This window comes from Pseudomonas sp. BP01 (genome assembly GCF_022760795.1).
In the GTDB taxonomy this organism is placed as follows: domain Bacteria; phylum Pseudomonadota; class Gammaproteobacteria; order Pseudomonadales; family Pseudomonadaceae; genus Aquipseudomonas; species Aquipseudomonas putida_Q.
Genome location: NZ_JAFBKA010000019.1, coordinates 1 through 26,761, shown reverse-complemented (window position 1 = coordinate 26,761; position 26,761 = coordinate 1). Strand labels below are relative to the sequence as shown.

Here is a 26,761-nt window from a genome sequence, read left to right as displayed (position 1 = left end):
GCAGGCCTCACTCACCCAGCTTCGGCAATAAACGGTCCAGCCGCTGGTGCAAGGCACTGCCACTGGGCCAGTTGCGCAACAGCCGTGCCCGGTCACGGGCATAGGCCGGGGCGAAGCTGAGCTGGGTGGCGTGCTGGCACATGGCGTCGAGGTCGATCAGCGACCACCGGCCATTGTCCCAGAACAAGTTGTGGCCCTTGAAGTCGCCATGGCTGATGCGTTCGCGAATCAGCTGTTGCATCACCTGCACCAGGGCATCCACCTGCTCCTCGGGCGCATCGCCGTTTTCAACGTAGGGAGCAAAGCATGCCGTCAGGTCCGGGCCATCGACATACTCGGTGACCAGGTAGGCACGGCTGCGCAGCCCCATGACCCGTTGCTCCAGCACCGCCAACGGCTTGGGGGTGGCGATGTCAAGGAACTCCAGGCGGTGGCCTTCGATCCACGAATGCCAGGCCCGGCTAGGGCGCCAGAAGCGCTTGAACCAGTGCGCGGTGTTCTTGATGTTGTAGCGCTTGAGCACCAGCTTGCGACCGTTCACCTCGATACGCGCCACGCTGGCGGCGCCACCGGTCTTGTACAGATGGCCCTTGTCGATAAGCGCATCGGCCTGCTCCAGCACAGGCTGCATGGCCTGCACCTCACTGCGGCGGATTGCCTGCAAGCCCGAGAGGCTGCGCTGGACGCTGAACAGGCTGCACTCGCGGCCCGCTTTGTCCAGGTAGTCCTTCTGGCGCCAGTTGCGCACCTTGTCCACCTGCTTTTGCAGGGCTTCCAGTGGCAACGCATGCTCGGCGTTGGCCAGCAGGTAGTGCACCAACAGCTCTTCGATAAACGGTTCCAGGCGCTTGGGCAGCTGGGCAAAGAAGACGCCGAGATTTTCCAGTACCCGTGGGCGTGACAGCTGCTGGCCCGGCGTTTCAGCCTTGATGCCGGCCCCATCGATCAGGTAAAGCTTGCCGCCCTGGCGCAGCAGGTTGTCCAGGTGCAGGTCTTCTTGCCACAGGCCCTGGGCGTGCATGTGCGCGACAGCAGTCAGCGCTTCGCCCAACACCAGGTGCTGTTCGTCAGCCAACACCGGCAGGTTTTCCACCGCCGCCCAGGCATCGGCCAGGCTTTGGGCACCGTCAAGGAACTCGAACAGCAGCCAGCCTCCCTCGCCTTCCTTGAGGCCATCGGCCAACAGTTTTGGCGTGGTCAGGCCTTGCTCGGCCAGCAGCTTCACACCCTGCAGTTCGCGCTGGAAATGCCGGGCGGCGCTACCGCCCACCAGCAGCTTGGCCAGCACCGGGGTACCGCGCCACACACCCGCGCCAACATACCGCTGGCCTGGAAGCACGCGCAGCAGGCTGAGCAGTTGCAGGTCAGCGCTGCCGGCGGCATCCGCCAAGCTGATGCTCAGGGGCAACGACGGGCTGCGCCCGGCATCCTTCAGTTCAGACAAACGCATCAGCGGGCCTCTTTCTCACGACGCCGTTGCGTCAGGCGTTGCAGCCAGTCATCGACCAGCGTGCTGTCAGCCGGCTGCCCCAGGTAGGTCGCCAGCACCGTGCGCACATCGGCCTCGCTCCAGGCCCGGGCGCGGCGCAGCAGCGGCTCCAGGTCCTTGAGGCGGTCGCGCATGCCGAAAAATAATGGCCGGGTCTTTTCCAGGTCGATCAGTTGCGCGTCCCAGCCTTCACGGCGCTGGCGCAAGAAAATGTGCTTGGGGTAGAAGCAGCCATGCACCTGGCCGGCGTTGTGCAGGGTGCGCGCCAGTTGGCCGCACGCCTGCAGGATACCTTTGCGTTCGGCATCGCCCAGTTGTGGCCACTGCGCCAGCAGGCTGTCGAGGTCGGCCCACTCGTCCAGCGCGCGGGTCATCAGGATGGCCCGGTGCTTGCCGCCCTGCTTGCGCTCGCCATAGAACACCGCCTGCAAGGCAGGGATGTGCAGCTTCTGGTAGCGGCTGATGTTGCGAAATTCGCGGGCGAAAGTGGGCTCGCCAAACGGCCGGTGCAAGGTGCGGGTCAGGTAGTCGCTCTGGCGCTTGAGGTAGTAGCCCTTGCCTTCGAGCTCCAGGCGGAACACGCTGCTCCAGCCGCCACGGCCGGTGTTGGGTTCGTCCACGGCGTCCAGTTGCAGCGCCCACAGCGCCTCGAAGTCGTCCAGGCCATGGCGCTTGAGCAGCGCGAGGTCCGCGCTGGCCAGGTAATCGGTCATTCCCTTCCCTCGAAAAAGCCCAGCACCTGACGAATGCGTTTCTTGTCACGCACATTCAGCCGGTCGCGGCCACGGTACTGCAGATAGAAACGCAGGCGCTGGGTGGCCGACAGGTGGTATTTGGCCACTTTGTCCAGGCAGGCCAGGTCTTTGATCATCCGGTGCCGCCACATGAAGCCGCGCCAGAAGTCGCCGGTGGGGCAGTCGATGAAGAATAACGTGCCCTGGTCGTCGACCAGCAGGTTGCGCCACTTCAGGTCATTGTGAGCAAAGCGGTGCTCGTGCATCACCCGGGTATGGCGCGCCAGCTGACGGCTGACATGGTCAACCCAGGCCCGGTCCGCCAGGCGTGCATCGTTGCGTTCGGCCAGCGCAGACAGGTCTTCGGTGTTCGGCAGCTCGCGCGTGATCATAGCCCCGCGACCAAAGGCCAGGCCATTGCGCTCCAGGCCCCAGGCCACCACTTCGGCGGTAGGGATACCCCACTTGGCGAACTGCTTGAGGTTCTGCCATTCGGCCTTGATACGCGGCCGGCCCAGGTAGCGGCGCATGTGCTTGCCAGCCCCGGTGTAGCGCTTGACGTAGTAATTGACCCCGTCACGCTCGATGCGCACCACTTCGCTGAGCGGGTCGCGGGTCAGGCGTTCGCCTTGCAGGGCAAATACCGCATCGAGGCTGCCGAAGTCCACCGCCAGGTGTTCATAGCCTGGCGCCAGTGTCCAACCCGCCATCAGAGTGCATCCCCGTAGCGTTGCTTGCGATCGTAGAGTTTCTGCGCCTTGCGCTCAAGCCAGGCGAGCAACTGCGCTTCGTCCTTCAGCACTTGGCGCAGCGGGCGCTGGAAGTAACCCCGCAAAAAGCGCAGTTTGTCGCGCTGGGTAAGGCCGATGTCCAGCGCCGAGAAGTACAGCGCGGCCAGGTCCTTGTCGCGCCAGCGGCGGCTGATGGTCGCGCGGGTCTGGGCGCGGTGCAGGTCGATGACCGACAGCTTGAAGTCATCCGCCGTCACCGGGCGGTCGGTGTGCAGCAAGAAGTGGCAGATGTAGCAGTCGCGATGGTTGACCCCGGCGCGGTGCATGCCGCCGGTCATCTTCGCCACTTCGGTGATCAACGCACGCTTCAGGCGCGGCTCAGGCGGTTGCTTGACCCAGTCGATACTGAAGTCTTCCAGGCTGATGGTCGGCGCCAGCTCTTCGGTGATGATGAAAGAGTGCTGCGTGGCCGGGTTGCTGCCACGCTCGCCATAGGCGACTGCGGTCATGGTCGGCACACCCACCTCGTGCAGGCGCTGGATAGCCCGCCATTCCTGGCCGGCACCCAGCACCGGCAGCTTGGCGGTGAGCAGGTTCTTGAAGATCTCGCCCCAACCGATGCCGCGGTGAATCTTGACGAAAAAGCCCTCGCCAGCCACTACGGTACGCAGCGTGCGGCGCCCCTCCAGCTCGCGATAAACCTCGCCTTGCAGCGCTTCTACGGCATCGAAGGCATCACGCCCGGCCCACAGGCGCTTGAACGGTTCGGCCAGTATCAGCTTCATGCGGTTTTCTGCCCCAGGATCACGTCGGCAGCATGCTGCGGCATGCTGTACAGATCGGCGGTTTCAGCAAACGCCAGGCCGTTGCGCGACCAGCTGGCGCGGGCCTGCGGGTCTTCGAGCATGCGTTGCAGGTAGCCGTTGAGCTGGTCCTGTTCGAACGGTTCGTCCAGCACCAGGCCACAATCGGCCTCGGCAATGTAATGGGCGTAGCCGCACACCTTGGACACCAGCACCGGCAGGCCAGCCACCAGCGCTTCAAGCAGCACCGTGCCGGTGTTCTCGTTGTACGCCGGGTGAATCAGCAGGTCGGCACCCAGCAGGAAGCGCGGGATGTCGCTGCGGCCCTTGAGGAACTGCACCTGGTCACCCAGGCCCAGGGTGGCGCTTTGCAGCTGGAACACCTTGGGGTCGTCCTGGCCAATCACCATCAGCTTCGTGCGTTTGCGCAGGGCCGAGGGCAGCGCGGCCAGCGCTTTGAGGCTGCGGTCCACACCCTTGGTCTTGAAGCCAGAGCCAATCTGTACCAGCAACAGGTCGTCATCGCCCAGGTTGAATTCCTTGCGGAACCCGGCGCGGATCTCAGCGGCATTGGCCGGCGCGCGGCGGTCCTGGGAAATGCCCGGCGGCAGCAGGTGGAAGCGCTCCACCGGGGTGCCGTAATGCTTGATGAACAGCGGCTGCTGCACCTCGGAAATCATCAGCACTTCGGTGTGGGCGTCCTTGCCGAACACCGCACGCTCGTACTCGGCAAAATGCCGGTAGCGGCCCCAGCGGCGGTACAGGCCGCCACGCAGGGTCTGCGCCTTGTCTTCGAAGCAGCCGTCGGCGGCGTAGTACACGTCCAGCCCCGGCATCTTGTTGAAGCCGATCAGGCGGTCGACCGGGCGCTTGGCCAGGTCGGCGGCCATCCAGGCACTGAGCTTCTCGTTGCGACGGTGGTTGAAAATGGCCTTCACCGGCGCCACCAGCACTTCGAAGCCAGGCGGAATGTCACCCTCCCAGATCAGCGTGTACACACGGATCTGGTGGCCCCGCTTCTGGCATTCCAGGGCAATGCGCATGAAATCGCGCTGCAGCCCGCCGAAGGGGAAATATTTGTAAAGCACGAAAGCCAGTTGCATCAACGGACATCCTCAGCCAGCAGCAACGCGCTCAAGCGGCCCGCCACATGCTCGGGATTCAGGCGAGTGAAACACAGCGGCCACTCGCGTTTCAGATCGAACCGGCGCAGGTCGTCTGCGCTCGGTTTATAGGTGCACTTCTTCTGCAGGCAGGGAGCGCAAGGCCAGTCACTGGCCTGGTGAATCTGGGTCCGTCCGTAGGCACCGGTCAGGCCCGGGTTGGTCGGGCCGAACAGCGAAATGGTCGGCACATCGAGTGCCGCTGCCAGGTGGCCAAGGCCGGTATCGACCGCCACACAAGCTTTTGCCGCCGCCAATACACGGGCAACGCCGGCAAGGTTCAATTTGGGGAGCACCTGGCAGTTGTTCAAGCCCTGGGCAATGCGCTCGGCCCGCGCCTTCTCGGCCGGGTTGCCCCAGGGCAGGCGCACTTCCAGCTTGCGCCGGCCCATGCGCTCGGCCAGCTCGCGCCAGTAGGCTTCAGGCCAGTGCTTGGTCGCCCAGGTGGTGCCATGCAAAAACACCACATAAGGCGCGGCGGGCGGCAGTTGCAGGCGCTCCAGGTCCAGCCCGTAATCGCCAATGCCTTCTGGCAAGTCGTAGGCCAGGGCCATGGCGAACAGCTGGCGCACCCGCTCCACCGCGTGCTGGCCGGTGGCAACCGACAGGCGCCGGTCATAGAAGCGGCTGGCCCAGCCTTCGCGGGCCGAGTAACGGTCCAGGCCGGCGACCGGGGCCTTCACGTAGCGGGTCAGCCAAGCCGACTTGACCAGGCCCTGGGCGTCGATCACCAGGTCGTACTTGCGCGCACGCACGCGCTGCTTGAAGGCCTTCCACTCGCCACTTTTCAGGGTTTGCCAAAGGTTCTTGCGCCAGCGGCGGATGGCCACCGGGATAACCTGGTCGACCGCAGGGTGCCAGCTGGGGATTTCGGCGAAGCCTTCCTCCACCACCCAGTCGAAACGGATGCCCGGGATGGCATGGGCGGCGTCGGTAAGCGCCGGCAGGGTGTGGATCACATCACCCAGCGACGAGGTCTTGATGATCAGTACCCGCACTTAGTCGACCTCGGCCACGGTATCGATCAGGTCCGGCCCGCTCAGGCTGTGCAGGGCGGCGATGACTTTGCCCGGTTCCAGCAGGCGCAGGCAGTTGTAGTGGCCGAAGCGGCAGGTACGATCGAAGCATGGGCTGCACTCGATACCGGTGCGCACCACCTCCACCTGGTCGGCCAGCGGGGGGGTGAAGCCGGGCGAGGTGGAGCCGTACACCGCCACCAGCGGGCGGTTCAGCGCTGCGGCCACGTGCATCAGGCCGGAGTCGTTGGACACCACGGCATGGGCACAGGACATCAGGTCGATGGCCTCGGCCAGCGAGGTTTTACCGGCCAGGTTGGACGATTCTTCGCGCAACCCCGGGATCAGCCGGTCACGGATCTGCTCGCCAACCGGGTGATCGTTCTTCGAGCCGAACAGCCACACCTGCCAGCCCTGGCGGATCATCGCATCGGCCACGGCAGCGTAATGCTCGACCGGCCAGCGCTTGGCTTCGCCAAACTCCGCGCCTGGGCACAGCGCCAGCACCGGGCGGTCCAGCTCCAGGCCGAACTTGGCCAGTGCAGCATCGCGGCTTTGCGCTTCGATCTGCAGGCTGGGGCGCGGGTACGGCTGCGGCAGCTCGGCGCCGGGCGCGTAGGCCAAGGCCATGAAGCGCTCGATCATCAGCGGGTAGCGGGCCTTGTCCAGCTTGCGCACATCGTTCAGCAGGCCGAAGCGCAGTTCACCGCGCCAGCCGGTACGCTTGGGGATGCCAGCAAAGAACGGCACCAATGCCGACTTCAGCGAGTTGGGCAGCAAAATGGCCTGGTCGTACTGGCCGACGAGGGATTTGCCAATGCGCCGGCGCGTGGCCAGCTCCAGTGCGCCGTGGCCGAGCGGGAAGCTCAAGGCCTGACGTACTTCGGGCATACGCTCCAGGATCGGCCGGCTCCACTCGGGTGCCAGCACGTCGATCACGCAGTCGGGGTGCTGCTGTTTCAGGCACTGGAACAAGGTCTGCGCCATCACCATGTCGCCGACCCAGCTGGGGCCAATGATCAGTATTCTCATGCTTAGTCCAGAAACGCTCGGGGAGGCTACAGGCTGCGGTACAGCCTGGCCTCCCCTCTTTATATTCAGGCTATGTGGCGGACAGTGTACCACTCAGGCAGATCCATGGCTGATCGCAGCCCCTGTGGGAGCGGGTTCACCCGCGAACACGGGCGAAGCCCGTGCCAGACACCGCGGTGCCTGCTTCGCGGGTAAACCCGCTCCCACAGGGCCTGCGGCGCCTTCAGGTCAACCCCAGTTCACCCCAGATCCGCCGCACTTCGCGGCGTTCATCGGCAAACTGCGTCGCATCGATCACCCCGGCCTCCTTCTGCAAGGCCTGGCGGTGCGAGGCCGAGCGGAACGCCTTGTACACTTCACGCAACAGCACCGCGTCACTGGCCGGCATCAGGCTCGCCTGCTCCAGCTCTTCCAGAATGCGGATGTTATCGGTCCATCGCAGTATGGCCGGATGGTCGTGGGACCAAGCCAAAGCGGCGTATTGCACCATAAATTCGATATCGACGATACCGCCGGCATCCTGCTTGATATCGAAGGGCACACCGGCCTCGAAGGCGTTGGCTGCGGTACCGGCAGCCGTGGCCTTGGTACCGAGGTTGCCGCGCATCTTGGCGCGCATTTCACTCACTTCGGTGCGCAGTTTTTCCAGGTCGCGCGCCTGGCCCAGCACATTGGCGCGCACGCCTTCGAATGCCGCGCCCACCTGCTTGCAACCTACCAGCACGCGGGCCCGCACCAGGGCCTGGTGCTCCCAGGTCCAGGCCTCGTTCTGCTGGTAGCGCTCGAATGCGCCCAGCGAGCTGACCAGCAGGCCGGAAGCACCGGACGGGCGCAGGCGCATGTCCACATCGTACAGCTGGCCCGAGTTGGTCTGGGTGGTCAGCAAGTGAATGATGCGCTGGCCCAGGCGGGTGAAGAACTGCGCACTGTCGATGGGCTTGGTGCCGTCGGTTTCCGCCTGCGGGTCGCCGTCGTGGATGAACACCAGGTCCAGGTCCGAGCCATGGCCCAGTTCCAGGCCGCCGACCTTGCCGTAACCAATGATGATGAACCCTGGGTCGCACAGGCTGCCGTCGCTGCGCTTGGGCTGGCCGTGGCGGGCCACGGTCTGGCGCCAGGCCAGGGCAAGCACCTGGTCGAGGATGGCTTCGGCCAGCCAGGTCAGGTAGTCGCTGACTTTCATCAACGGCAGGTTGCCGCTGATTTCCGAAGCCGCCACGCGCAGGCTGTGCGCCAGCTTGAAGTGGCGCAGCGCTTCCATCTGCTGCTCCAGGTCGTCCTCGGGGATGCGCGTCAGGCGTTCGCGCAACTCGCTGGCCAGCTCTGGGGCCAGGGGCGGGCTGAACAAGCGGCCTTCATTGAGCAGTTCGTCGAGCAACAGCGGGTAGAGCGCAATTTGCTCGGCAATCCACGGGCTGGCGGCGCACAACGTCAGCAGGCGGCGCAAGGCGCCCGGGTTTTCGGTCAGCAGTACCAGATAGGCGGAACGCCGCGCCACGGCCTCGACCAGCGGCAACACGCGTTCAAGCACCAGGTCAGGGTTGTCATGTTCCACCGCCTGGGCCAGCAGCCGTGGGATGAAGGCATCCAGGCGCTCCCGGCCGATACGCTGCATCGAGCGCAGCTGCGGGCTGGAGCGCAACCCGGCCAGGCGCCGCAGGGCTTCGACGGGCTGCTTGAAACCGGCCTCTTCCAGCTGCCGGCCAGCGGCTTCCTCGTCCTGCGCCTGCTCCCACAGCGGCGACCATTCGCCCCCCACCACCAGTTCGCCCTCACCGTCTTCGTCATCCGGGTCGGCGATCACCTGGCGGAAGTGCCAGTCGATACGGCCACGCCAGTACATCAGCTGGTCGTGGAAGCTCTGCCAGTCGGCAAAGCCGAGCATGTAGGCCACCCGCGCCTGGTCAGTCTCGCCTTCGGGCAGCATTTGCGTCTGGCGGTCGGCGATGGCCTGGATGGCGTGCTCGGTATAGCGCAGAAACTCATAGCCCTCGCGCAGCTCGGCCACCACTGCCGGCGGCAGGTAACCCTGGCCCTCGAGGGTGGCCAGCACCTTGAGCAACGGCCGTTGCTGCAGGCTGAGGTCGCGCCCGCCATGGATCAGCTGGAAGGCCTGGGCAATGAACTCCACCTCGCGGATGCCGCCGGCACCCAGCTTGATGTTGTCGGCCATGCCCTTGCGCCGCACTTCCTGCTGGATCAGCTGCTTCATGGTGCGCAGCGCTTCGATTGCGGAAAAGTCCAGGTAACGGCGGTACACGAACGGCCGCAGCATTTCCTGCAACTGCGCGCCGGCCGCCTGGTCGCCAGCCACCACCCGCGCCTTGATCATCGCGTAGCGTTCCCAGTCACGGCCCTGGTCCTGGTAGTACTGCTCCAAGGCATTGAAGCTGAGCACCAGTGCGCCGGCCGAGCCATAGGGGCGCAGGCGCATGTCGACGCGGAACACGAAGCCGTCGACGGTCACCGGGTCCAGCGCCTTGATCAGCCGCTGGCCAAGGCGGGTGAAGAACTCCTGGTTTTCCAGCGAGCGCTTTACCCCTTCGGTTTCACCCCCTTCGGGGAAGCCGAAGATCAGGTCGATGTCTGACGACAGGTTCAGCTCCACCGCCCCCAGCTTGCCCATGCCCAGCACCACCATGTGCTGCGGCTGGCCGCTGCGGTTGCCGATGGGCGTGCCGAACTGCTGGCAATGGCGCGGATACAGCCATTGGTAGGCTTCGTCGATGGCGGCATCGGCAAGGTCCGACAGGTCGCGGCAGGTTTCGCCAAGCTCTGCCTGGCGGGTGATGTCGCGCCAGATGATGCGCAGCTGCTGACGGTTGCGCGCACGGCGCAGGTTACGTGCAAGCTCGTCGTCGCTCTGCGCCGCCTGGGCAGCCGCCGCAATTTGCCCGCGCAGTTCCCCCGGCGCGTAACGCCGCTCCAGCTCACCAGTGGCCAGCAGGTCGAACAGCATGGCTGGCTCGCGCTGGGCCAGGCCAAGGACAAAGTCGCTGGCTGCGGCAACCTGGTCGAATTGTTGCCGGTGCACCGGGGCCCAGGCATTCAGGTCGAGGTCGGGGTGCGCGGCCACTGCATCGTTGAGGAATTGCTGGTTGCGAGCGACCAATGGCTGGAGGGTGGCGGGCAGATCGGACGGCAAAGGCAGGCGCATGGTCTATCCTTGATCGGCGTGAAATAGAAGGGAAAAAGCGGCCAAGGGGAAGCCGGACCACGGTTGGACTGTCGTACAAAAGTTGGAAATAGCTGAAAAAAACGAAAACTTGGCAACAAACATCAAGAAGTACCCGTTCGCGTCACAATGCCAACCACCATGAACGTTTTTCCTCACAAGCCAAGGTGCGACCAAACGTCGCAGAAATGTAGTTTTACTACTACCCATGTCGTGCAAAAGCATGAAATGCGCAAGCAAATGTAGTAAAACTACACGGCGCCGGATGACACCCCGGTAATCCAAGAATTCACGACGTCTGCCCATAAGGCCAGTCGCAATCTCAGGCAATCGATTCTGGTTGCCTTTCCGCCCTGGAGCAAGCCATGCAAGACCTCGATCCAATCGAAACCCAGGAATGGCTGGATGCCCTGGAGTCGGTCCTCGACAAAGAAGGCGAAGACCGCGCTCATTACCTGATGACCCGTATGGGCGAGCTGGCCACCCGCAGTGGCTCCCAGCTGCCGTATGCGATCACCACGCCATACCGCAACACCATCCCTGTCACCCACGAAGCACGCATGCCTGGCGACCTGTTCATGGAACGCCGCATTCGCTCGATGGTGCGTTGGAACGCCTTGGCCATGGTCATGCGCACCAACCTGAAAGACTCGGACCTGGGCGGACACATCTCCAGCTTCGCCTCCAGCGCCACCCTGTACGACATCGGCTTCAACTACTTCTTCCAGGCGCCGACCGAAGAACACGGCGGCGACCTGATCTTCTTCCAGGGCCACGCTTCGCCAGGCGTCTACGCCCGCGCCTTCATGGAAGGCCGCATCAACGAAGACCAGATGAACAACTTCCGTCAGGAAGTGGACGGCAACGGCCTGTCTTCGTACCCGCACCCATGGCTGATGCCTGACTTCTGGCAGTTCCCGACCGTATCGATGGGTCTGGGCCCGATCCAGGCCATCTACCAGGCGCGCTTCATGAAGTACCTGGAAGCCCGTGGCTTCATCCCGGCCGGCAAGCAGAAGGTCTGGTGCTTCATGGGCGACGGCGAGTGCGACGAGCCGGAATCCCTGGGCGCAATCGCCCTGGCCGGCCGCGAGAAGCTGGACAACCTGATCTTCGTCATCAACTGCAACCTGCAGCGCCTCGACGGCCCGGTTCGTGGCAACGGCAAGATCATCCAGGAACTCGAAGGCGTGTTCCGTGGCGGTGGCTGGAACGTCAACAAAGTGGTCTGGGGCCGTTTCTGGGACCCACTGCTGGCCAAGGACACCAACGGTGCCCTGCAGCGCCGCATGGACGAAGTCATCGACGGCGAGTACCAGAACTACAAAGCCAAAGACGGCGCGTACGTTCGTGAGAACTTCTTCAACACCCCAGAGCTCAAGGCCATGGTCGAAGACCTGTCCGACGACGAGATCTGGAAGCTCAACCGTGGCGGCCACGACCCGTACAAGGTCTACGCGGCGTACCACCAGGCTGTGAACCACAAAGAGCAGCCGACCGTCATCCTGGCCAAGACCATCAAGGGTTACGGCACCGGTGCTGGCGAAGCCAAGAACACCGCGCACAACACCAAGAAGGTCGACGTCGACAGCCTGCGTCACTTCCGTGACCGCTTCGACATCCCGGTCAAGGATGCCGACCTGGAGAACCTGCCGTTCTTCAAGCCGGAAGAAGGTTCTGCCGAAGCCAAGTACCTGGCCGAGCGCCGCGCAGCCCTGGGTGGCTTCGTACCACAGCGCCGTGCCAAGAGCTTCAGCGTACCGACCCCATCCCTGGAAACGCTGAAAGCGATCCTGGACGGCTCGGGCGACCGCGAAATCTCCACCACCATGGCCTTCGTGCGTATTCTGGCGCAGCTGGTCAAGGACAAGGAAATCGGCCAGCGCATCGTGCCGATCATCCCGGACGAAGCCCGTACCTTCGGTATGGAAGGCATGTTCCGCCAGCTGGGTATCTACTCGTCGGTCGGCCAGCTCTACGAGCCAGTCGATAAAGACCAGGTGATGTTCTACCGCGAAGACAAGAAGGGCCAGATTCTCGAGGAAGGCATCAACGAAGCCGGCGCCATGTCGTCGTTCATCGCTGCCGGTACCTCGTACAGCTGCCACAACCAGCCGATGCTGCCGTTCTACATCTTCTACTCGATGTTCGGCTTCCAGCGCATTGGCGACCTGGCCTGGGCCGCTGGCGACAGCCGCACCCGTGGCTTCCTGATCGGCGGTACCGCCGGCCGTACCACCCTGAACGGTGAAGGCCTGCAGCACGAAGACGGTCACAGCCACATGATGGCGGGTACCATCCCGAACTGCCGCACCTACGATCCGACCTACGGCTACGAGCTGGCGGTGATCATCCAGGACGGCATGAAGAAGATGACCGAAGAGCAACAGGACATCTTCTACTACATCACCGTGATGAACGAATCCTACCAGCAGCCAGCCATGCCGGCCGGTGTCGAGGAAGGCATCATCAAGGGCATGTACCTGCTGGAAGAAGACACCCGCGAAGCCGCGCACCACGTACAGCTGATGGGCTCCGGCACCATCCTGCGCGAAGTCCGCGAAGCGGCGAAGATCCTGCGTGAAGAGTTCAACGTCGGTGCCGACGTGTGGAGCGTCACCAGCTTCAACGAACTGCGTCGCGACGGCCTGGCCGTAGAGCGCGCCAACCGCCTGAAGCCTGGCCAGAAGCCACAGCAGACCTACGTCGAGCAGTGCCTGAACGGTCGCAAAGGCCCGGTCATCGCCTCCACCGACTACATGAAGCTGTTCGCCGAGCAGATTCGCCAGTGGGTGCCGAGCAAAGAGTTCAAGGTCCTGGGTACCGACGGTTACGGTCGCAGCGACAGCCGCAAGAAGCTGCGTCACTTCTTTGAAGTCGACCGCCACTTCGTGGTACTGGCTGCCCTGGAAGCCCTGGCTGACCGTGGCGAGATCGAACCCAAGGTTGTGGCTGACGCCATCGTCAAGTTCGGCATCGACCCGGACAAGCGCAACCCACTGGACTGCTGAGGAGTATTTTTAAGTGAGCGAACTCATTCGCGTACCTGACATCGGCAGCGGTGAAGGTGAAATCATCGAGCTGTTCGTCAAGGTCGGTGACCGTATCGAGGCTGACCAGAGCCTGCTGACCCTGGAGTCCGACAAGGCCTCCATGGAGATCCCGGCCCCCAAGGCCGGTATCGTCAAGGAGCTGAAGGTCAAGCTGGGCGACCGCCTGAAAGAAGGCGACGAGCTGCTGGTGCTGGAAGTCGAGGGTGCCGCTGCTGCGGCGCCTGAGGCTCCGGCCGCGGCCGCTGCCCCGGCTGCTGCTCCAGCGCCAGCCGCTGAAGCCGCCGCGCCTGCCGCCGCCGCAGCCCCGGCTGCTGCCAGCGTGCAGGACATCCACGTGCCGGACATCGGTTCGTCGGGCAAGGCCAAGATCATCGAAGTGCTGGTCAAGGTCGGCGACACCGTCGAAGCCGACCAGTCGCTGATTACCCTGGAGTCCGACAAGGCCTCCATGGAAATCCCGTCGCCGGCTGCCGGCGTGGTCGAAGAAGTACTGTGCAAGCTGGAAGACGAAGTCGGCACTGGCGACCTGATCTTCAAGCTGAAAGTCGCGGGCGCTGCCGCGGCTGCTGCGCCGGCACCTGCTGCTGCACCGGCGCCAGCCAAGGCTGAGGCTGCTCCAGCCGCCGCGCCTGCCGCTGCTGCCCCTGCTGCTGCCCCTGCACCGGCTGCTACCGCACCAGCTGCTGGCAACAACGCCAAGGTTCACGCAGGCCCGGCCGTTCGTCAGCTGGCCCGTGAATTTGGTGTCGAGCTGGGCGCAGTGGCTGCCACCGGCCCGCACGGCCGTATTCTGAAGGAAGACGTGCAGGTTTACGTCAAGGCGATGATGCAAAAGGCCAAGGAAGCCCCGGCAGCCGCCGGTGCAACCGGTGGTGCTGGCATCCCGCCGATCCCGGTAGTGGACTTCAGCAAGTTCGGTGAAGTGGAAGAAGTGGCCCTGACCCGCCTGATGCAGGTCGGTGCCGCCAACCTGCACCGCAGCTGGCTGAACGTGCCACACGTTACCCAGTTCGACTCCGCCGACATCACCGAGCTGGAAGCCTTCCGCGTTGCGCAGAAGGCCGTGGCCGAAAAAGCTGGCGTGAAGCTGACCGTGCTGCCACTGCTGCTCAAGGCCTGCGCCTTCCTGCTCAAGGAACTGCCGGACTTCAACAGCTCGCTGGCACCAAGCGGCAAAGCCATCATCCGCAAGAAGTACGTGCACATCGGCTTCGCCGTGGACACCCCGGACGGCCTGCTGGTCCCTGTGATCAAGAACGTCGACCAGAAGAGCCTGCTGCAACTGGCTGCCGAAGCCGCTGCACTGGCCGAGAAGGCGCGCACCAAAAAGCTGTCGGCCGACGACATGCAAGGTGCCTGCTTCACCATCTCCAGCCTCGGCCACATTGGCGGCACCGGCTTCACGCCGATCGTCAACGCGCCTGAGGTGGCTATCCTGGGCGTCTCCAAGGCGACCATGCAGCCAGTGTGGGATGGCAAGGCCTTCCAGCCGAAGCTGATGCTGCCGCTGTCGCTGTCCTACGACCACCGTGTGATCAACGGCGCTGCCGCCGCGCGCTTCACCAAGCGCCTGGGCGACGTGCTGGGCGATATCCGCACCATGCTGCTGTAAGGCAGCCCGCTGCCCCTCCTTGCGAGGGGCAGTACCCTTTTCGAGCTGCCACGCTCGTACCTCAACCCCGTCAATTGGCGGGGCTTTTTTTGCCTGGAAAAAGCTGGGAGGGCTTCGCCCTCCATCGCGACACAAGGCCGCTCCTACAAGGCGATCACGGTTCCCTGTAGGAGCGGCCTTGTGTCGCGATGGGCCGCAAAGCGGCCCCAAAATCTCCAGCCAAACTACAGAATCGGCCACGTCAGCCGATAACCTGTCCACAGCATCAAGCATGGCCGCTTGCCAGCCCTCGGGACATGATGCAACCTTGCCGAATCCGCCGCCGCTACAAGGCCGCGCTCCCTGTTCAAGCGAGTCTTCGATGAAAAGCCAACCCGATGCCGCCAGCCGTGTGGCGGCCGAGGTCGTCACGCCGTTACCCGTGCCCTCGCGGCTCGGTATGCTGCGTTTCGAAAGGCTCAACGAAGCCACCTGGTCCATGCTCTACCTTGACCCGGCCTGCGAGCGCCAGTTTGGCCTGCACGCCGCCGACCTGTGTGCCCTGGTGGACGCGCCCTACGCCAGCCTGATGGAGCCAGAGGCCCGCTACCGGCTGCACGACGAGATCCAGCTGCAACTGGCCCAGCGCGGCTACTACCGCGTGCGCTACTCCCTGCACACGCCAACCACCTCGCTGCGCCTGCTGGAAACCGGTGAAGCCTACAAGCAGCACAACCGCCAGCTGTTGCGCGGTTACCTGAGCGTGCTCGACGACCAGCCCGACGACGCAGGCGAGAGTGCCAGCGACCTGGAGTCGCGCAACAACCGCCTGCAACTGGCCCTGCAACTGAACCAGCGTGCCCAGCAGGAACAACTGGAACACCTGGAGCGGGTACGCGGCCAGCAGGACCTGATCCTGCGCCTGGCGCGCCAGCGCTACAGCGCCGAGAACTCCCTGCTGGAAGCCGCCCAGCTGATCACCCAGAGCGCCTGCGAAATTTACAAGGTCGACAGCGCCAGCATCTGGCATCTGGACGACCAGCGCCTGGAACCGATCACCGCGTGGTACCGCGACGCGCAGGAGCATCGCCAGCCCGAAGCCATCGATGCCAGCCGCTTCCCCGATTACCTCGAGGCGCTGCACGCCAGCCGCGCCATCGACGCCCACAACGCCGGCCACGACCCGCGCACCCGCGCCCTGACGCAAAGCCTGCGCCCCGAAAACAAGGCCATGCTCGATGCCAGTATCCGCGTCGATGGCCAGGTGGTCGGCGTGCTGTGCCTGGAGCAGAGCGGCCAGCCTCGGGCCTGGCAATCGGACGAGATTGCCTTTGCCGGCGAGCTGGCCGACCAGTTCGCCCAGGTCATCACCAACCACAACCGGCGCGCTGCGGCCAGCGCATTGCACCTGTTCCAGCGTGCGGTGGAGCAAAGCGCCAGCGCCTTCCTGCTGGTCAATCGCGATGGCCGGGTGGAGTACGTCAACCCAAGTTTCACCGCCATCACCCAGTACAGCACCGACGAAGTGCAAGGCCGCCAGCTGGGCGAGCTGCCGGCACTGGAAAACCTGAGCGAACTGCTGTTCGACTCGCCCTCCAGCCTGGCCATGGGCAATAGCTGGCAGGGCGAGTTCAAGAGCCGGCGCAAGAACCTGGAGCCCTACTGGGGCCAGTTGTCGATTTCCAAGGTGTACGGCGACAACCGTGAGCTGACCCATTACATCGGCATCTACGAAGACGTCACCCAGACCAAGCTGGCCCAGCAGCGCATCGAGCGCCTGGCCTACACCGACAACCTGACCAACCTGGGCAACCGCCCGGCGTTCATCCGCAGCCTGGACGAGCGCTTTGTGCGTGATGGCGAAAGCGCGATGTGCCTGCTGCTGGTAGACATCGACAACTTCAAGCGCATCAACGACAGCCTCGGCCACCAGACCGGCGACAAGCTGCTGATCAGCCTGGCCCGGCGCCTGCGCAACAGCCTGCACAGCGGTGGCATCCTGGCGCGCTTTGCCAGTAACGAGTTCGCCGTGCTGCTCGATGACACCAGCCTGGAAGATGGCCAGGGCGTTGCGCTGCAGTTGCTGAGCACACTCGACAAGCCGATGTTCGTCGACAACCAGCTGATCAACGTCACCGCCTCGGTAGGCCTGGCTTGTGCACCGCTGCACGGCGTCGACCCCGCCAGCTTGATGAAAAACGCCGGCCTTGCGCTGCACAAGGCCAAGGCCAACGGCAAGCATCAGGTACAGGTGTTTACCGAGGTGCTGAACGCCGAGGCCAGCTACAAGCTGTTCGTCGAGAACAACCTGCGCCGCGCCCTGACCCAGAACGAGCTGGAGGTGTTCTACCAGCCCAAGATCTGCCTGCGCAGCGGCCGCCTGCTGGGGCTGGAGGCATTGCTGCGCTGGAACCACCCCGAGCGCGGCATGATCCGCCCGGACCAGTTCATCAGCGTGGCAGAAGAAACCGGCCTGATCATACCCATCGGCAAGTGGGTGGTACGCCAGTCGTGCCGCATGAGCAAGCAACTGCGCGAGGCCGGCCTGGGCAACCTGCACGTGGCCATCAACCTGTCGCCCAAGCAGTTTTCCGACCCGGACCTGGTGGCGTCGATCAGCAGCATCCTCAAGGAGGAAGCCCTGCCCCCGCACTTGCTGGAGCTGGAACTTACCGAGGGCCTGCTGCTGGAAGCCAGCGAAGACACCCACCGCCAGCTGGACGAGCTCAAGGCCCTGGGCCTGACCCTGGCCATGGACGACTTCGGTACCGGTTATTCGTCGCTGAGCTACCTGAAGAAGTTTCCGATCGACATACTCAAGATCGACCGCAGCTTCATCAACGAAATCCCCGACAACCAGGACGACATGGAAATCACCTCGGCGGTGGTGGCCATGGCCCACAACCTCAAGCTGAAGGTGGTGGCCGAGGGTATCGAGACGCCGGAGCAGCTGGCGTTCCTGCGTCGGCACCGCTGCGATGTGGGCCAGGGCTACCTGTTCGACCGGCCGATTCCCGGGCGCGAGCTGGCCGAGCGGCTGAAGCGTTATCCGCGCGGACCAGTGGCCTGACAGCGGCGTAATCCTCGGGCACTATAGAACCTATTCGGGCCCTATCGCCGGCAAGCCAGCTCCCACAGGGACCGCACAGGTTTCCAGACCTGTGATATCCCTGTGGGAGCTGGCTTGCCGGCGATGGCCCCAACACCTATCCCACTGAATAAACACAGAGGAACGGCCATGGTCCTGCGTTCGGAAATCCTGGTGAACAAAAACGTCCTGCCAACTGCGGAACAGGCCCTGCCTGGCCGCGAAACGCCAATGAGCCTGCCCGAGTTCCACTACGTGTTCGAAGGCACCCCGCTGCTCGGCCCCTTCTTCGAAGGCGCCATCGACTTCGCCATCTTCGGCCTGGGTTGCTTCTGGGGCGCAGAGCGGCGCTTCTGGCAGCGTGAAGGTGTGGTGAGCACCGTGGTCGGCTACGCCGGCGGCATCACCCCCCACCCTACCTACGAAGAAGTCTGCTCGGGCCTGACCGGCCACACCGAAGTGGTGCTGGTGGTGTTCGACAAGGACAAGGTCAGCTACCGCGAGCTGCTGGCGATGTTCTGGGAACTGCACAACCCGACCCAGGGCATGCGCCAGGGCAACGACGTCGGCACCCAGTACCGCTCGGCCATCTACTGCACCAGCCCTGAACAGCTGGACCAGGCCAGGGCCAGCCGCGACGCCTTCCAGGCGGAACTGAACAAGGCCGGCTTCGGTGAAATCACCACCGAGATCGACCAGGCACCGACCGTCTACTTCGCCGAGGCCTACCACCAGCAGTACCTGGCCAAGAACCCGCAAGGCTACTGCGGCATCGGCGGCACCGGTGTATGCCTGCCACCCAGCCTGCAGGGCAACTGAACCATGGCCACGATGACCCTGTTCCACTCACCATTGTCGCCTTTCGTGCGCAAGGTCATGGTGGTGCTGCACGAGACCTCGCAGCTTGAGCGTGTAAAGCTGCAAGCGGTAAACATCAGCCCGGTGAGCGGCGACCCGCAGCTTAACCAGGACAACCCGATCGGCAAGATCCCGGCCCTGCGCCTGGACGACGGCACTGTGCTGCATGACAGCCGGGTGATCTGCGAATACCTAGACCTGCAACACGTCGGCCTGCCGCTGCTGCCCCGTGAAGGCTCGGCGCGCTGGCGACGCATGACGCTGGTGTCGCAGGCCGATGCGATCATGGATGCAGCAGTGTCGTCGCGCTATGAAAGCTTCCTGCGGCCAGAAGACAAACGCTGGGATGGCTGGTTGCAGGCGCAGGGTGACAAGATCCGCCGTAGCCTGGCCAACCTGGAGCAGGAGCACCTGCCCGAGCTGGTGTCCGGGTTCGACCTGGCGGCGATTGGCGTGGCCTGTGCGCTGGGGTATCTGGATTTGCGTCAGCCGGAGTTTGGCTGGCGTGAACGCCAGCCAGGCCTGGCGGCATGGTATGCCGAGGTGGCCAAGCGGCCGTCGATGGTCGCCACATCTCCAGTGGCCTGACAGGGCCTCTTCGCGGGCACGCCCGCTCCCACAGGTAGAGTGCTGTGGGAGCGGGCGTGCCCGCGAAAGCTTCACCTAGGTAATGCAGGAAACAGCTGCCCAATCCTGAGGGCCAGCGACCGCCCGATTTCTCTGTCCTCCCTCATGCCGACCTCCCCACCCGCGCCCAGTCCAGCCGCCGGGTCAGCACCATGAACACCCCCAGCAAACCAAAGCACAGCAGCGACCCCATCAGCAGCGCATAGTCCTCGGCACTCAACAGCCCGTAGAGCATCGCATACAGCGCCGCCAGCCCCGCCGCAAACCCAACCCCTCGCCCCAGGCTGCGCAACACATGGCTCAGGTAGAAGCCGATCAGCAGCACACACGCCGAAGCCGACAGCCCGTAGGCCAGGCCAAAGCCTAAGTGCTCGGACAACGACAACAGCAGCAGGTAGAAGAACGCCAGCGCCACGCCCACCAGGATGTACTGCACCGGGTGCACACTCAGGTTTTTCAGCACCTCGAACAGGAAGAAGCCGGCAAAGGTCAGCGCGATGAACAATAACGCGTATTTGATCGCCCGCTCACTCTTCAGGTACTGGTCCACCGGGTCGACAAAGCTCACGCCGAAGCTGCGCTCGCTGAAGTCTTCGCACTGGCCGGCGGTGGCACATTGGCGCAGGGCATCTTCGAGGTTGGTGGCGAAGAACGACGTCTGCCAGTGGGCGCTGAAGCCTTGCGCATCGATGTCGCGGCGGTTGGGCAGATAGCTGCCGACGAAGCTCGGGTGCGGCCAGTTGGCACGCATGTCCACGCTGCTGGTGCGGCCCACCGGCACGATGTGCAACTGGCCGGTGCCTTGCAAAGCAAGGTCGAAGCCGTAGCTGAATTCCCGTGCCTGCATACCGTCCAGCCCCGGCAGGCTGGCATGCACGCCACCGCGCATCCAGTCGAGCTGGGTGCCTGCCTCGAACGGCACCTTGTGCTCGTCCATGCTCAGTTCCAGGCCATTCTCGATGCCGCGGATATCGCTGATGCCCACCACCAGGAAGGGTTTGTCGAAGCGGTAGTCGTCGAAGTCCTTGTCGATGCCCCAACGCACCGGGAGCTTGAAGCGGCCGCTGATACGTCCCTTGGCGTGGAACAGCCGGGCCTGGTAGATACCGCGGGCACGCAGTTCGGTGTCCACGCCCAGGTCGGCGGCGAAGGTTTCCGGCAGGAAGTACAGGTGGCCGGCAACGGTGCTGGTTTCCTGGGTGCGCTCGCCGTCCTTTTCGATCCAGCGGCGCTGGTACTTGCGGTACGGCACCACCAGCAGCGGGCCGCTGAGCTGTTGGTCGAAGCTGGCACTTTGGGCGATGTCGCGCAGCACGTTGTCACGCAGGGCCTGGCGTTCATCGATCAGGCCGTTGATCAGCAGCAGCGGAATGAGCAGCAGCAATATGAGCACGGCGATCATGCCGAGTTTGTAACCGAGGGTCTTGTTCATTGGGGCCTCCAGTGGCAGTGGGCGCAGTGTCTGCGCCTTGCGTGGAGGCTTTGGGGAGCTTGTGTGGAGATCGTGTGTACTTTCAAGGGCCAAATCGCCGGCAAGCCAGCTCCCACAGGTCCAGCACAAGGCCGGAAACCTGCGCAGTACCTGTGGGAGCTGGCTTGCCGGCGATGGGCTGCAAAGCAGCCCCGGCTATCTCAGCTGATACGCCGCACCGGCAGCCACAACCGCACCCGCACCCCGCCATCGACGTTATCCACCGCCAACGACCCGCCATGCAGTTGCATCACCTCGGCCACAAAATTCAGCCCCAGCCCGGTGCTCTTGCGCCCGCTCCCCGGCCGCGGCAGCGAGTAGAACCGCTCGCTGACCCGTCCGATGGCATACGCCGGTATCGCCTGCCCCTGGTTGAACAGGCTCAATGCTACCCGCTCGCCATCGCGCTCCAGGTCAAACAGCAGTGCGCCACCGGCGGGGGTGAAATCCAGTGCGTTATCCAGCAGGTTGGCCAGCGCCTGGCGCATCAGGAACGGATCACACAGCAAACGCAAACCCGCCGGCACCCGCTGACGCACGTGCAAACCAGCGCCTTCGATCCGCGCCCCATGGGCCAGCAGCAACTCGTCCACCAGCGCCGCCAGCGCCACCTGCTGTTCATCCTCCAGGGCCTGCATCTGCTCGACCCTGGCCAGGTTGAGCAGGCGCTCGACCATCTGCTGCAAGCGCTCGCTCTCGCGCTCGATATTGCCAGCAAAGCGCGCGCGCTGGTCGGCGGGCATGCCCTCGTCCTGCAACAGCTCGCAAGCCCCACGGATGGCCGCCAGCGGGCTTTTCAGCTCGTGAGTCAAAGTATGCACATAGCGCTCGACATAAGCCTTGCCCTCCAGCTGGGTGCGCATGCGTTCCACCGCCTGGGCCAGGTGCGCCAGTTCGCCGCCCTTGTAGTGCGGCAACGCAGCCCGCTCACCCTCACTGACCGCCTGGGCATAACGCGCCAGCCGGCGCAGCGAGCGCGCCAGCCACCACGACAGCGCCGCGCCAATCAGCAAGCCCAGGCCGATCAGCCCCAGGCCCAGCGTGAGCAGGCGCTGCTCGGAACGGTCGATGTACGGCTGCAGCGAGCTATTGGGTTTGGCCACGGTGACCACGCCGATGACCTTGCCGTCGTCGATGATCGGTGCGCCAACGTGCATCACCGAGGTGCTTTCATCATTGGGGTCGCTGCGGGTGGAGCGGGCGCCGTACTGGCCGCGCAGGGTCAGCAGCACGTCATTCCACTGCGAGTAATCCTTGCCTAGCGCCTCACCGCTGGAGTCCAGCAGCACGATGCCCTTGGCGTCAGTCACATAGATGCGGTGGCTGACCTGGTTCTTGGCCAGGCCCCAGATCTGCGCGCCAGGGCTGCGCGAGCCGTAGGCCTTGAGTACTTGTGGCAGGCGGCTCTGGTTCAAGGTGCCGGCCTTGACGTCATCGCGCAGGATCTCGGCCAGCAGGTTGGCGGTGTCGACCAGTGTTTCTTCGGAAGACTGGCGTACCACCGGGCGTATCTGTTCACGCACCGTGTTGAGCAGAAAGTAGCCCGCCAGGCCGACGAACAGGAAGTACACCAGGAAGATCCGGATGCCCAGGCGCATCAGGCATCGTCCGGGCTGTAGCTGTAGCCGAGGCCGCGGTGGGTCTGGATCGGCTCGGCGTCACCCGCGACCTGGCGCAGCTTGGCGCGTAGGCTTTTGATATGGCTGTCGATGGTGCGCTCGTACCCTGCGTCGGAGGCCACCCCCAGGGCATCAAGCAGCTGTTCTCGGCTGAACACCCGCTGCGGCTGCTCCAGCAGCGATTGCAGCAGGCGAAATTCATGGCGGGTCAGCGTGAGTGGCTGGCCGCGATAAGTGATCTGCATGCGCAGGGTGTCGAGCTGGAACAACGCCGTATCGGTGGCCGGGTCGGCCCTGGGGCCCATGCGCTTGAGGATCGCCCGCACCCGCGCCGCCACTTCTCGCGGGCTGAAGGGTTTGACCACGTAGTCGTCGGCACCGATTTCCAGGCCCACCACCCGGTCGATTTCACCGTCACGGGCGCTGAGGAACATCACCGGCACCTCGCTGAAACGGCGCAATTGCCGGCAGGTTTCGAAGCCACTGATGTCGGGCAGGCCGATGTCGAGGATGATCAGGTCGGCCGGGCGCTGGCGCTGCTGGTCGAGGGCGGCGCTGCCCAGGGTCACCCATTCGGTGGTGTGGCCGTCGGCCTGCAGGGCGTAGATCAGAGTGTCGGCGATGGCGGCTTCGTCTTCGACGATAAGAATATGGGGCATGGATGCGCGGCCTGTGCAGATGTCGATGGCGACGCACTATTGTGTAGGAGCGGCCTTGTGTCGCGAAAGGGCCGCAGAGCGGCCCCGGCAATGTCTGCTTCAGCGCTGAGATCATGGGGCCGCTTTGCGGCCCATCGCAGGCAAGCCAGCTCCTACAAGTACTGCATAGCCCTCGAGAGCAGCGCTATCCTGTGGGAGCGGGCGTGCCCGCGAAGGGGCCGGTGCAGGCATCCCGAATCAGCAGTCAGGCTTGCCAGCGGTAAACTTCTTCGCCGGGTTGACCGCCGCCTTGAACTCGCGCAGCGCCTTGGACCCCACCAGCAGCGGGTAGTTGAAGCTGCTGCGGTCCACAAGGTTCACTTCAACGGTGCGCTTCACATCACCCAGGCACAGCTCCAGGTCCACCACCGGGCGCTTGGAAATTTCCGGCGCATCGCCCTCTTCCTCCTCATCGGCACGGCCCTTGATCTTGCTGATGCGCGAGACCTTATGCTCGTACACCTTGCCGTCCGAGTCCTTGGTCGCCAGGCGGAAACGTACCCACTCGTCGCCATCGCGGCTGAACAGCTCGATGTCCTTGGCCGACAGCGACGCGGTGAAAGCACCGGTGTCCATCTTGGCCTTCAGGGTTTCGCCCAACTCGGGCAGGGCGATGTTCTCGTACCGGCCGTAGATCGTAGGTTCGGCGGCCATTACTGGCAGCGCCAACAGTGACAACATGGCAAACAGAGATTTCACAAGCAGGCTTCCTTGAGAAGGGTCAGTGCTTAGACTGCACTGGCAGGATAGGTTCGCTGTCACAAGCCTAATCAACATAATGTGAAACATTTGTTGCCGCCGCAGGGCATTGGACATTTGGCGTAGGCCACTGCCCTGCTTATCATTGCCAGCCGTTTATTTCCCACAACAAGAGTCTCTTTATGCGTCGCCTGCTGACCGGCATTCTTACTACCACCCTGCTGCTGCTCAACACTGTGGTGTTGATCTGCCCGCTGCTGGTCTTTGCCCTGCTCAAGCTGGTGTTACCGGGCCGTGGCCGCGACTATGCCTCGTGGGCAGTGATGTGGGTGGCCGAAACCTGGTCGGAAATCGACAAGGCCATCTTCGCCCTGTGCATTCCTACAAAGTGGGACATCCGCGGCGTCGAGAACCTGCGTAAGGACACCTCCTACCTGGCGGTAAGCAACCACCAGAGCTGGGTCGACATCCCCGCGTTGATCGAAAGCCTCAACCGCCGCACGCCGTTCTTCAAGTTCTTCCTGAAGAAAGAGCTGATCTGGGTGCCACTGCTGGGCCTGGCCTGGTGGGGGCTGGATTACCCGTTCATGAAGCGCTACAGCAAGGCGTTTCTGGAAAAGCACCCCGAGCTCAAGGGCAAGGACCTGGAAATCACCAAGGCGGCCTGCGAGCTGTTCAAACGCCAGCCGGTGACCGTGGTGAACTACCTGGAGGGCACCCGGTTTACCGAAGCCAAGCGCCAGGAACAGCAGTCGCCGTATCGCTACCTGCTCAAGCCCAAGGCTGGCGGCGTGGCGTTTGTGCTGGCGGCATTGGGTGAACAACTGGATGCCCTGCTGGACGTGACCATCGTGTACCCCGGCAACCAGGCACCGGGGTTCTGGGCGTTGCTCAATGGCAGCATTAGCCGGGTGATTATCGACATTCAAGTGCGAGAGCTGGACCCGGCATTGTGGGCGGGGGATTACGAGAATAACCCCGAGTTCCGGCAGACCGTACAGGCCTGGGTGAACCAGCTGTGGTCGGCGAAGGACCAGCGGATCGAGCAGCTTAAGGCCGAAATGGGCTGATATGTTTATCGTCTGACCTGGCCTCTTCGCGGGTAAACCCGCTCCCACAGGGAGGGCGCCGCACTCAAAGGCAGTGCAGTACCTGTGGGAGCGGGTTTACCCGCGAAGAGGCCAGAACAGGCAAAGCACAATCCCCATTAAAACCCAGGCTAATAATCAACATTAGGATTACTTCTTTGTCACACCCCACCTAAGTGGATAAAAATCGATCAAAGCACAATTACAAAAAGCCTGGATCGATCAATGGCCAACCAACCTAGCTCTACCCCCGCCCAGCTTCGCCGTGTCCTCGGCCTGCCCGCCCTGGTGTTCTTCGGCCTGGTCTACATGGTCCCGCTGACCATCTTCACCACATACGGCATCGTCACCGAACTCACTGGTGGGCGCACAGCCGGCGCCTACCTTGTCACCCTGGTGGCCATGCTGTTTACCGCAGCGTCCTACAGCTTCATGGTCAAACGCTTCCCGGTGGCGGGCTCGGCATATTCCTACACCAACATGGCCTTCGGCCCCAACATCGGCTTCCTCGCCGGCTGGTCGCTGCTGCTCGACTACCTGTTTCTGCCGATGATCAACTACCTGCTGATCGGCCTGTTCCTCAACATCGCCTTCCCGGCAGTGCCCGCCTGGGCCTTCGTGCTCGCCTGCATCGCCCTGGTGACAGTGCTGAACGTGGTCGGCATCAACTCGGTGGCCAAGACCAGCAACCTGATCGTCGGCGCGCAGATCGTGTTCATCGGCGTGTTTGTCGCGCTGTCCTGCCAAACGCTAGCCGGCCAGCCGCTCGACCTGCTATCGCCGCTGCTGGGTGACGGCAGCAAACCGGGCTTCGGCCACCTGATGGCTGGCGCGGCGGTGCTGTGCCTGTCGTTCCTGGGCTTCGACGCTGTGTCGACCCTGGCCGAAGAATGCCGCGACGCTCGCCGCGATGTGCCACGGGCGATCATCCTCACCACCCTGTTTGCCGGCTTGCTGTTCACCCTGCTGGCCTATGTCAGCCAACTGGTGCTGCCAGGCAGCAGCTTCGCCAACGCCGATGCAGCGGCCAACGAAGTGATGTTCAAGGCTGGCGGGCAGTTCCTTACCAACTTCTTCACCGCCGCTTATGTTGCAGGCAGCCTGGGTTCGGCGCTGGCCTCGCAGGCGGCGGTGTCGCGCATCCTGTTCACCATGGGCCGCGACAACGTGCTGCCACGGCGCAGCTTTGGCTACCTGTCGCCGCGCTTTGGCACGCCGGTGTTCGCTATCTTGCTGGTGTCGGCGTTCTCGCTACTGGCGCTGGTGATCGACTTGGCTACCCTCGCCTCGCTGATCAGCTTTGGTGCGCTGGTGGCGTTCTCGGCGGTGAACCTGGCGGTGGTGAAGACGCATCTGATGGATGATGCCAGCCAGCGTAATGCCAAGGGGCTGCTGAACTATGGCGTGGTGCCGCTGGTGGGGTTGGCGCTGACACTGTGGCTGTGGACCAGCCTGTCCGCGCTGACGCTGGTGATTGGTCTGTGCTGGTTTGCGCTGGGGTTGGCCTATCTGGCGACACTGACTGCCGGCTTCCGCCGCCCGATGAGACTAGTGGACTTCACCGAAGCCGCCTGAAACGGCGACGAGTACTGACAATTCTGCTAGTTGCACGCACCCTCGCAAACCTCAAGACTTAAGGCATACCCGTCTTGCGAGATCAGACACTATGTACGTTCCGCGCGCCTACAGCCCTTATGGGCTGAATCGCCCCTGGTTTCCTAGACACTCTCCAAGCTCAGGAAATAGCGTTTCTCATACTCTACTGGAGACAGCTGCATAGCACTGCTGTGTCGACGTTTTGGGTTATAGAACATCTCGATGTAATC

At 63.7% G+C, this 26,761-nt stretch carries 20 protein-coding genes; 7 read left to right on the top strand and 13 right to left on the bottom strand.

Annotated features, from left to right (window positions below; all coding sequences use genetic code 11):
* Positions 1–7: 7 nt before the first annotated feature.
* The 8 genes from JOY50_RS17850 to glnE all read right to left on the bottom strand — a co-directional run bounded on the left by JOY50_RS17850 (position 8) and on the right by glnE (position 10,125).
* The gene (locus tag JOY50_RS17850; RefSeq protein ID WP_132842985.1) at positions 8–1,450 is read right to left on the bottom strand and encodes a lipopolysaccharide kinase InaA family protein; all 1,443 of its coding nucleotides are present in this window, start codon (positions 1,448–1,450) and stop codon (positions 8–10) included.
* Positions 1,450–2,202 (bottom strand): lipopolysaccharide kinase InaA family protein, encoded by a 753-nt coding sequence (locus JOY50_RS17845; protein ID WP_132842983.1) that lies wholly within the window; start codon positions 2,200–2,202, stop codon positions 1,450–1,452. Before JOY50_RS17845 ends, JOY50_RS17850 begins: the two co-directional genes overlap by 1 nt.
* On the bottom strand, positions 2,199–2,933 hold the full coding sequence (locus JOY50_RS17840; RefSeq protein WP_019470539.1) for a lipopolysaccharide kinase InaA family protein: 735 nt from the start codon (positions 2,931–2,933) through the stop codon (positions 2,199–2,201). Before JOY50_RS17840 ends, JOY50_RS17845 begins: the two co-directional genes overlap by 4 nt.
* Positions 2,933–3,739, bottom strand: a complete 807-nt coding sequence (rfaP, locus tag JOY50_RS17835; protein ID WP_132842981.1) for a lipopolysaccharide core heptose(I) kinase RfaP — start codon at positions 3,737–3,739, stop codon at positions 2,933–2,935. Before rfaP ends, JOY50_RS17840 begins: the two co-directional genes overlap by 1 nt.
* Complete coding sequence (locus JOY50_RS17830) at positions 3,736–4,860, bottom strand: glycosyltransferase family 4 protein (RefSeq protein ID WP_138736492.1); 1,125 nt, start codon at positions 4,858–4,860, stop codon at positions 3,736–3,738. The genes rfaP and JOY50_RS17830 overlap by 4 nt, the downstream gene beginning before the upstream one ends.
* Complete coding sequence (waaC, locus tag JOY50_RS17825) at positions 4,860–5,918, bottom strand: lipopolysaccharide heptosyltransferase I (RefSeq protein WP_132842977.1); 1,059 nt, start codon at positions 5,916–5,918, stop codon at positions 4,860–4,862. The genes JOY50_RS17830 and waaC overlap by 1 nt, the downstream gene beginning before the upstream one ends.
* A complete protein-coding gene (waaF, locus tag JOY50_RS17820; RefSeq protein WP_132842975.1) occupies positions 5,919–6,968 on the bottom strand; it encodes a lipopolysaccharide heptosyltransferase II in 1,050 nt (349 codons plus the stop codon).
* 223 nt (positions 6,969–7,191) lie between these two features.
* The gene (glnE, locus tag JOY50_RS17815; protein ID WP_243055591.1) at positions 7,192–10,125 is read right to left on the bottom strand and encodes a bifunctional [glutamate--ammonia ligase]-adenylyl-L-tyrosine phosphorylase/[glutamate--ammonia-ligase] adenylyltransferase; all 2,934 of its coding nucleotides are present in this window, start codon (positions 10,123–10,125) and stop codon (positions 7,192–7,194) included.
* 383 nt (positions 10,126–10,508) lie between these two features.
* Between glnE and aceE the strand changes: the two genes are divergently transcribed.
* From aceE to JOY50_RS17790, 5 genes are all read left to right on the top strand, one after another.
* The gene (gene aceE, locus JOY50_RS17810; protein ID WP_019470533.1) at positions 10,509–13,154 is read left to right on the top strand and encodes a pyruvate dehydrogenase (acetyl-transferring), homodimeric type; all 2,646 of its coding nucleotides are present in this window, start codon (positions 10,509–10,511) and stop codon (positions 13,152–13,154) included.
* Positions 13,155–13,167: 13 nt separating this feature from the next.
* On the top strand, positions 13,168–14,808 hold the full coding sequence (gene aceF, locus JOY50_RS17805) for a dihydrolipoyllysine-residue acetyltransferase (protein WP_132842970.1): 1,641 nt from the start codon (positions 13,168–13,170) through the stop codon (positions 14,806–14,808).
* Between the two features lie 361 nt (positions 14,809–15,169).
* A complete protein-coding gene (locus tag JOY50_RS17800; protein WP_132842968.1) occupies positions 15,170–17,857 on the top strand; it encodes a bifunctional diguanylate cyclase/phosphodiesterase in 2,688 nt (895 codons plus the stop codon).
* A gap of 168 nt (positions 17,858–18,025) precedes the next feature.
* The gene (msrA, locus tag JOY50_RS17795; RefSeq protein ID WP_132842966.1) at positions 18,026–18,694 is read left to right on the top strand and encodes a peptide-methionine (S)-S-oxide reductase MsrA; all 669 of its coding nucleotides are present in this window, start codon (positions 18,026–18,028) and stop codon (positions 18,692–18,694) included.
* 3 nt (positions 18,695–18,697) lie between these two features.
* The gene (locus JOY50_RS17790) at positions 18,698–19,321 is read left to right on the top strand and encodes a glutathione S-transferase (RefSeq protein WP_019470529.1); all 624 of its coding nucleotides are present in this window, start codon (positions 18,698–18,700) and stop codon (positions 19,319–19,321) included.
* A 142-nt stretch (positions 19,322–19,463) separates the two neighbouring features.
* Here the strand turns inward: JOY50_RS17790 and creD are convergent, their stop codons facing one another.
* From creD to JOY50_RS17770, 4 genes are all read right to left on the bottom strand, one after another.
* Positions 19,464–20,792 (bottom strand): cell envelope integrity protein CreD, encoded by a 1,329-nt coding sequence (gene creD / locus JOY50_RS17785; RefSeq protein WP_132842964.1) that lies wholly within the window; start codon positions 20,790–20,792, stop codon positions 19,464–19,466.
* A gap of 200 nt (positions 20,793–20,992) precedes the next feature.
* On the bottom strand, positions 20,993–22,429 hold the full coding sequence (creC, locus tag JOY50_RS17780) for a two-component system sensor histidine kinase CreC (RefSeq protein ID WP_243055590.1): 1,437 nt from the start codon (positions 22,427–22,429) through the stop codon (positions 20,993–20,995).
* On the bottom strand, positions 22,429–23,109 hold the full coding sequence (gene creB, locus JOY50_RS17775; protein ID WP_132842960.1) for a two-component system response regulator CreB: 681 nt from the start codon (positions 23,107–23,109) through the stop codon (positions 22,429–22,431). Before creB ends, creC begins: the two co-directional genes overlap by 1 nt.
* 237 nt (positions 23,110–23,346) lie before the next feature.
* Complete coding sequence (locus JOY50_RS17770) at positions 23,347–23,847, bottom strand: ATP-dependent zinc protease (RefSeq protein ID WP_019470186.1); 501 nt, start codon at positions 23,845–23,847, stop codon at positions 23,347–23,349.
* A gap of 182 nt (positions 23,848–24,029) precedes the next feature.
* Between JOY50_RS17770 and JOY50_RS17765 the strand changes: the two genes are divergently transcribed.
* Entirely contained in the window at positions 24,030–24,917 is an 888-nt protein-coding gene (locus tag JOY50_RS17765) for an acyltransferase (RefSeq protein WP_243055589.1), read from the top strand.
* A gap of 243 nt (positions 24,918–25,160) precedes the next feature.
* Positions 25,161–26,510 carry an APC family permease gene (locus tag JOY50_RS17760; protein ID WP_132842956.1) on the top strand — a complete coding sequence of 450 codons (1,350 nt, stop codon included), beginning with the start codon at positions 25,161–25,163 and terminating at the stop codon, positions 26,508–26,510.
* 143 nt (positions 26,511–26,653) lie between these two features.
* On the opposite strand, the gene JOY50_RS17755 is transcribed toward JOY50_RS17760, so the two are convergent.
* The coding region (locus JOY50_RS17755) for an IS3 family transposase (RefSeq protein WP_135192744.1) at positions 26,654–26,761 on the bottom strand (108 nt) is incomplete at its 5' end.

Coding starts and splice junctions, on each gene's coding strand:
- creC (WP_243055590.1), bottom strand. CDS start 22,429: ATGCGCCTGGGCATCCGGATCTTCCTGGTGTACTTCCTGTTCGTCGGC.
- creD (WP_132842964.1), bottom strand. CDS start 20,792: ATGAACAAGACCCTCGGTTACAAACTCGGCATGATCGCCGTGCTCATA.
- JOY50_RS17760 (WP_132842956.1), top strand. CDS start 25,161: ATGGCCAACCAACCTAGCTCTACCCCCGCCCAGCTTCGCCGTGTCCTC.
- JOY50_RS17840 (WP_019470539.1), bottom strand. CDS start 2,933: ATGGCGGGTTGGACACTGGCGCCAGGCTATGAACACCTGGCGGTGGAC.
- JOY50_RS17800 (WP_132842968.1), top strand. CDS start 15,170: ATGAAAAGCCAACCCGATGCCGCCAGCCGTGTGGCGGCCGAGGTCGTC.
- msrA (WP_132842966.1), top strand. CDS start 18,026: ATGGTCCTGCGTTCGGAAATCCTGGTGAACAAAAACGTCCTGCCAACT.
- JOY50_RS17850 (WP_132842985.1), bottom strand. CDS start 1,450: ATGCGTTTGTCTGAACTGAAGGATGCCGGGCGCAGCCCGTCGTTGCCC.
- glnE (WP_243055591.1), bottom strand. CDS start 10,125: ATGCGCCTGCCTTTGCCGTCCGATCTGCCCGCCACCCTCCAGCCATTG.
- creB (WP_132842960.1), bottom strand. CDS start 23,109: ATGCCCCATATTCTTATCGTCGAAGACGAAGCCGCCATCGCCGACACT.
- JOY50_RS17845 (WP_132842983.1), bottom strand. CDS start 2,202: ATGACCGATTACCTGGCCAGCGCGGACCTCGCGCTGCTCAAGCGCCAT.
- JOY50_RS17765 (WP_243055589.1), top strand. CDS start 24,030: ATGCGTCGCCTGCTGACCGGCATTCTTACTACCACCCTGCTGCTGCTC.
- JOY50_RS17830 (WP_138736492.1), bottom strand. CDS start 4,860: ATGCAACTGGCTTTCGTGCTTTACAAATATTTCCCCTTCGGCGGGCTG.
- aceE (WP_019470533.1), top strand. CDS start 10,509: ATGCAAGACCTCGATCCAATCGAAACCCAGGAATGGCTGGATGCCCTG.
- rfaP (WP_132842981.1), bottom strand. CDS start 3,739: ATGAAGCTGATACTGGCCGAACCGTTCAAGCGCCTGTGGGCCGGGCGT.
- JOY50_RS17790 (WP_019470529.1), top strand. CDS start 18,698: ATGGCCACGATGACCCTGTTCCACTCACCATTGTCGCCTTTCGTGCGC.
- waaF (WP_132842975.1), bottom strand. CDS start 6,968: ATGAGAATACTGATCATTGGCCCCAGCTGGGTCGGCGACATGGTGATG.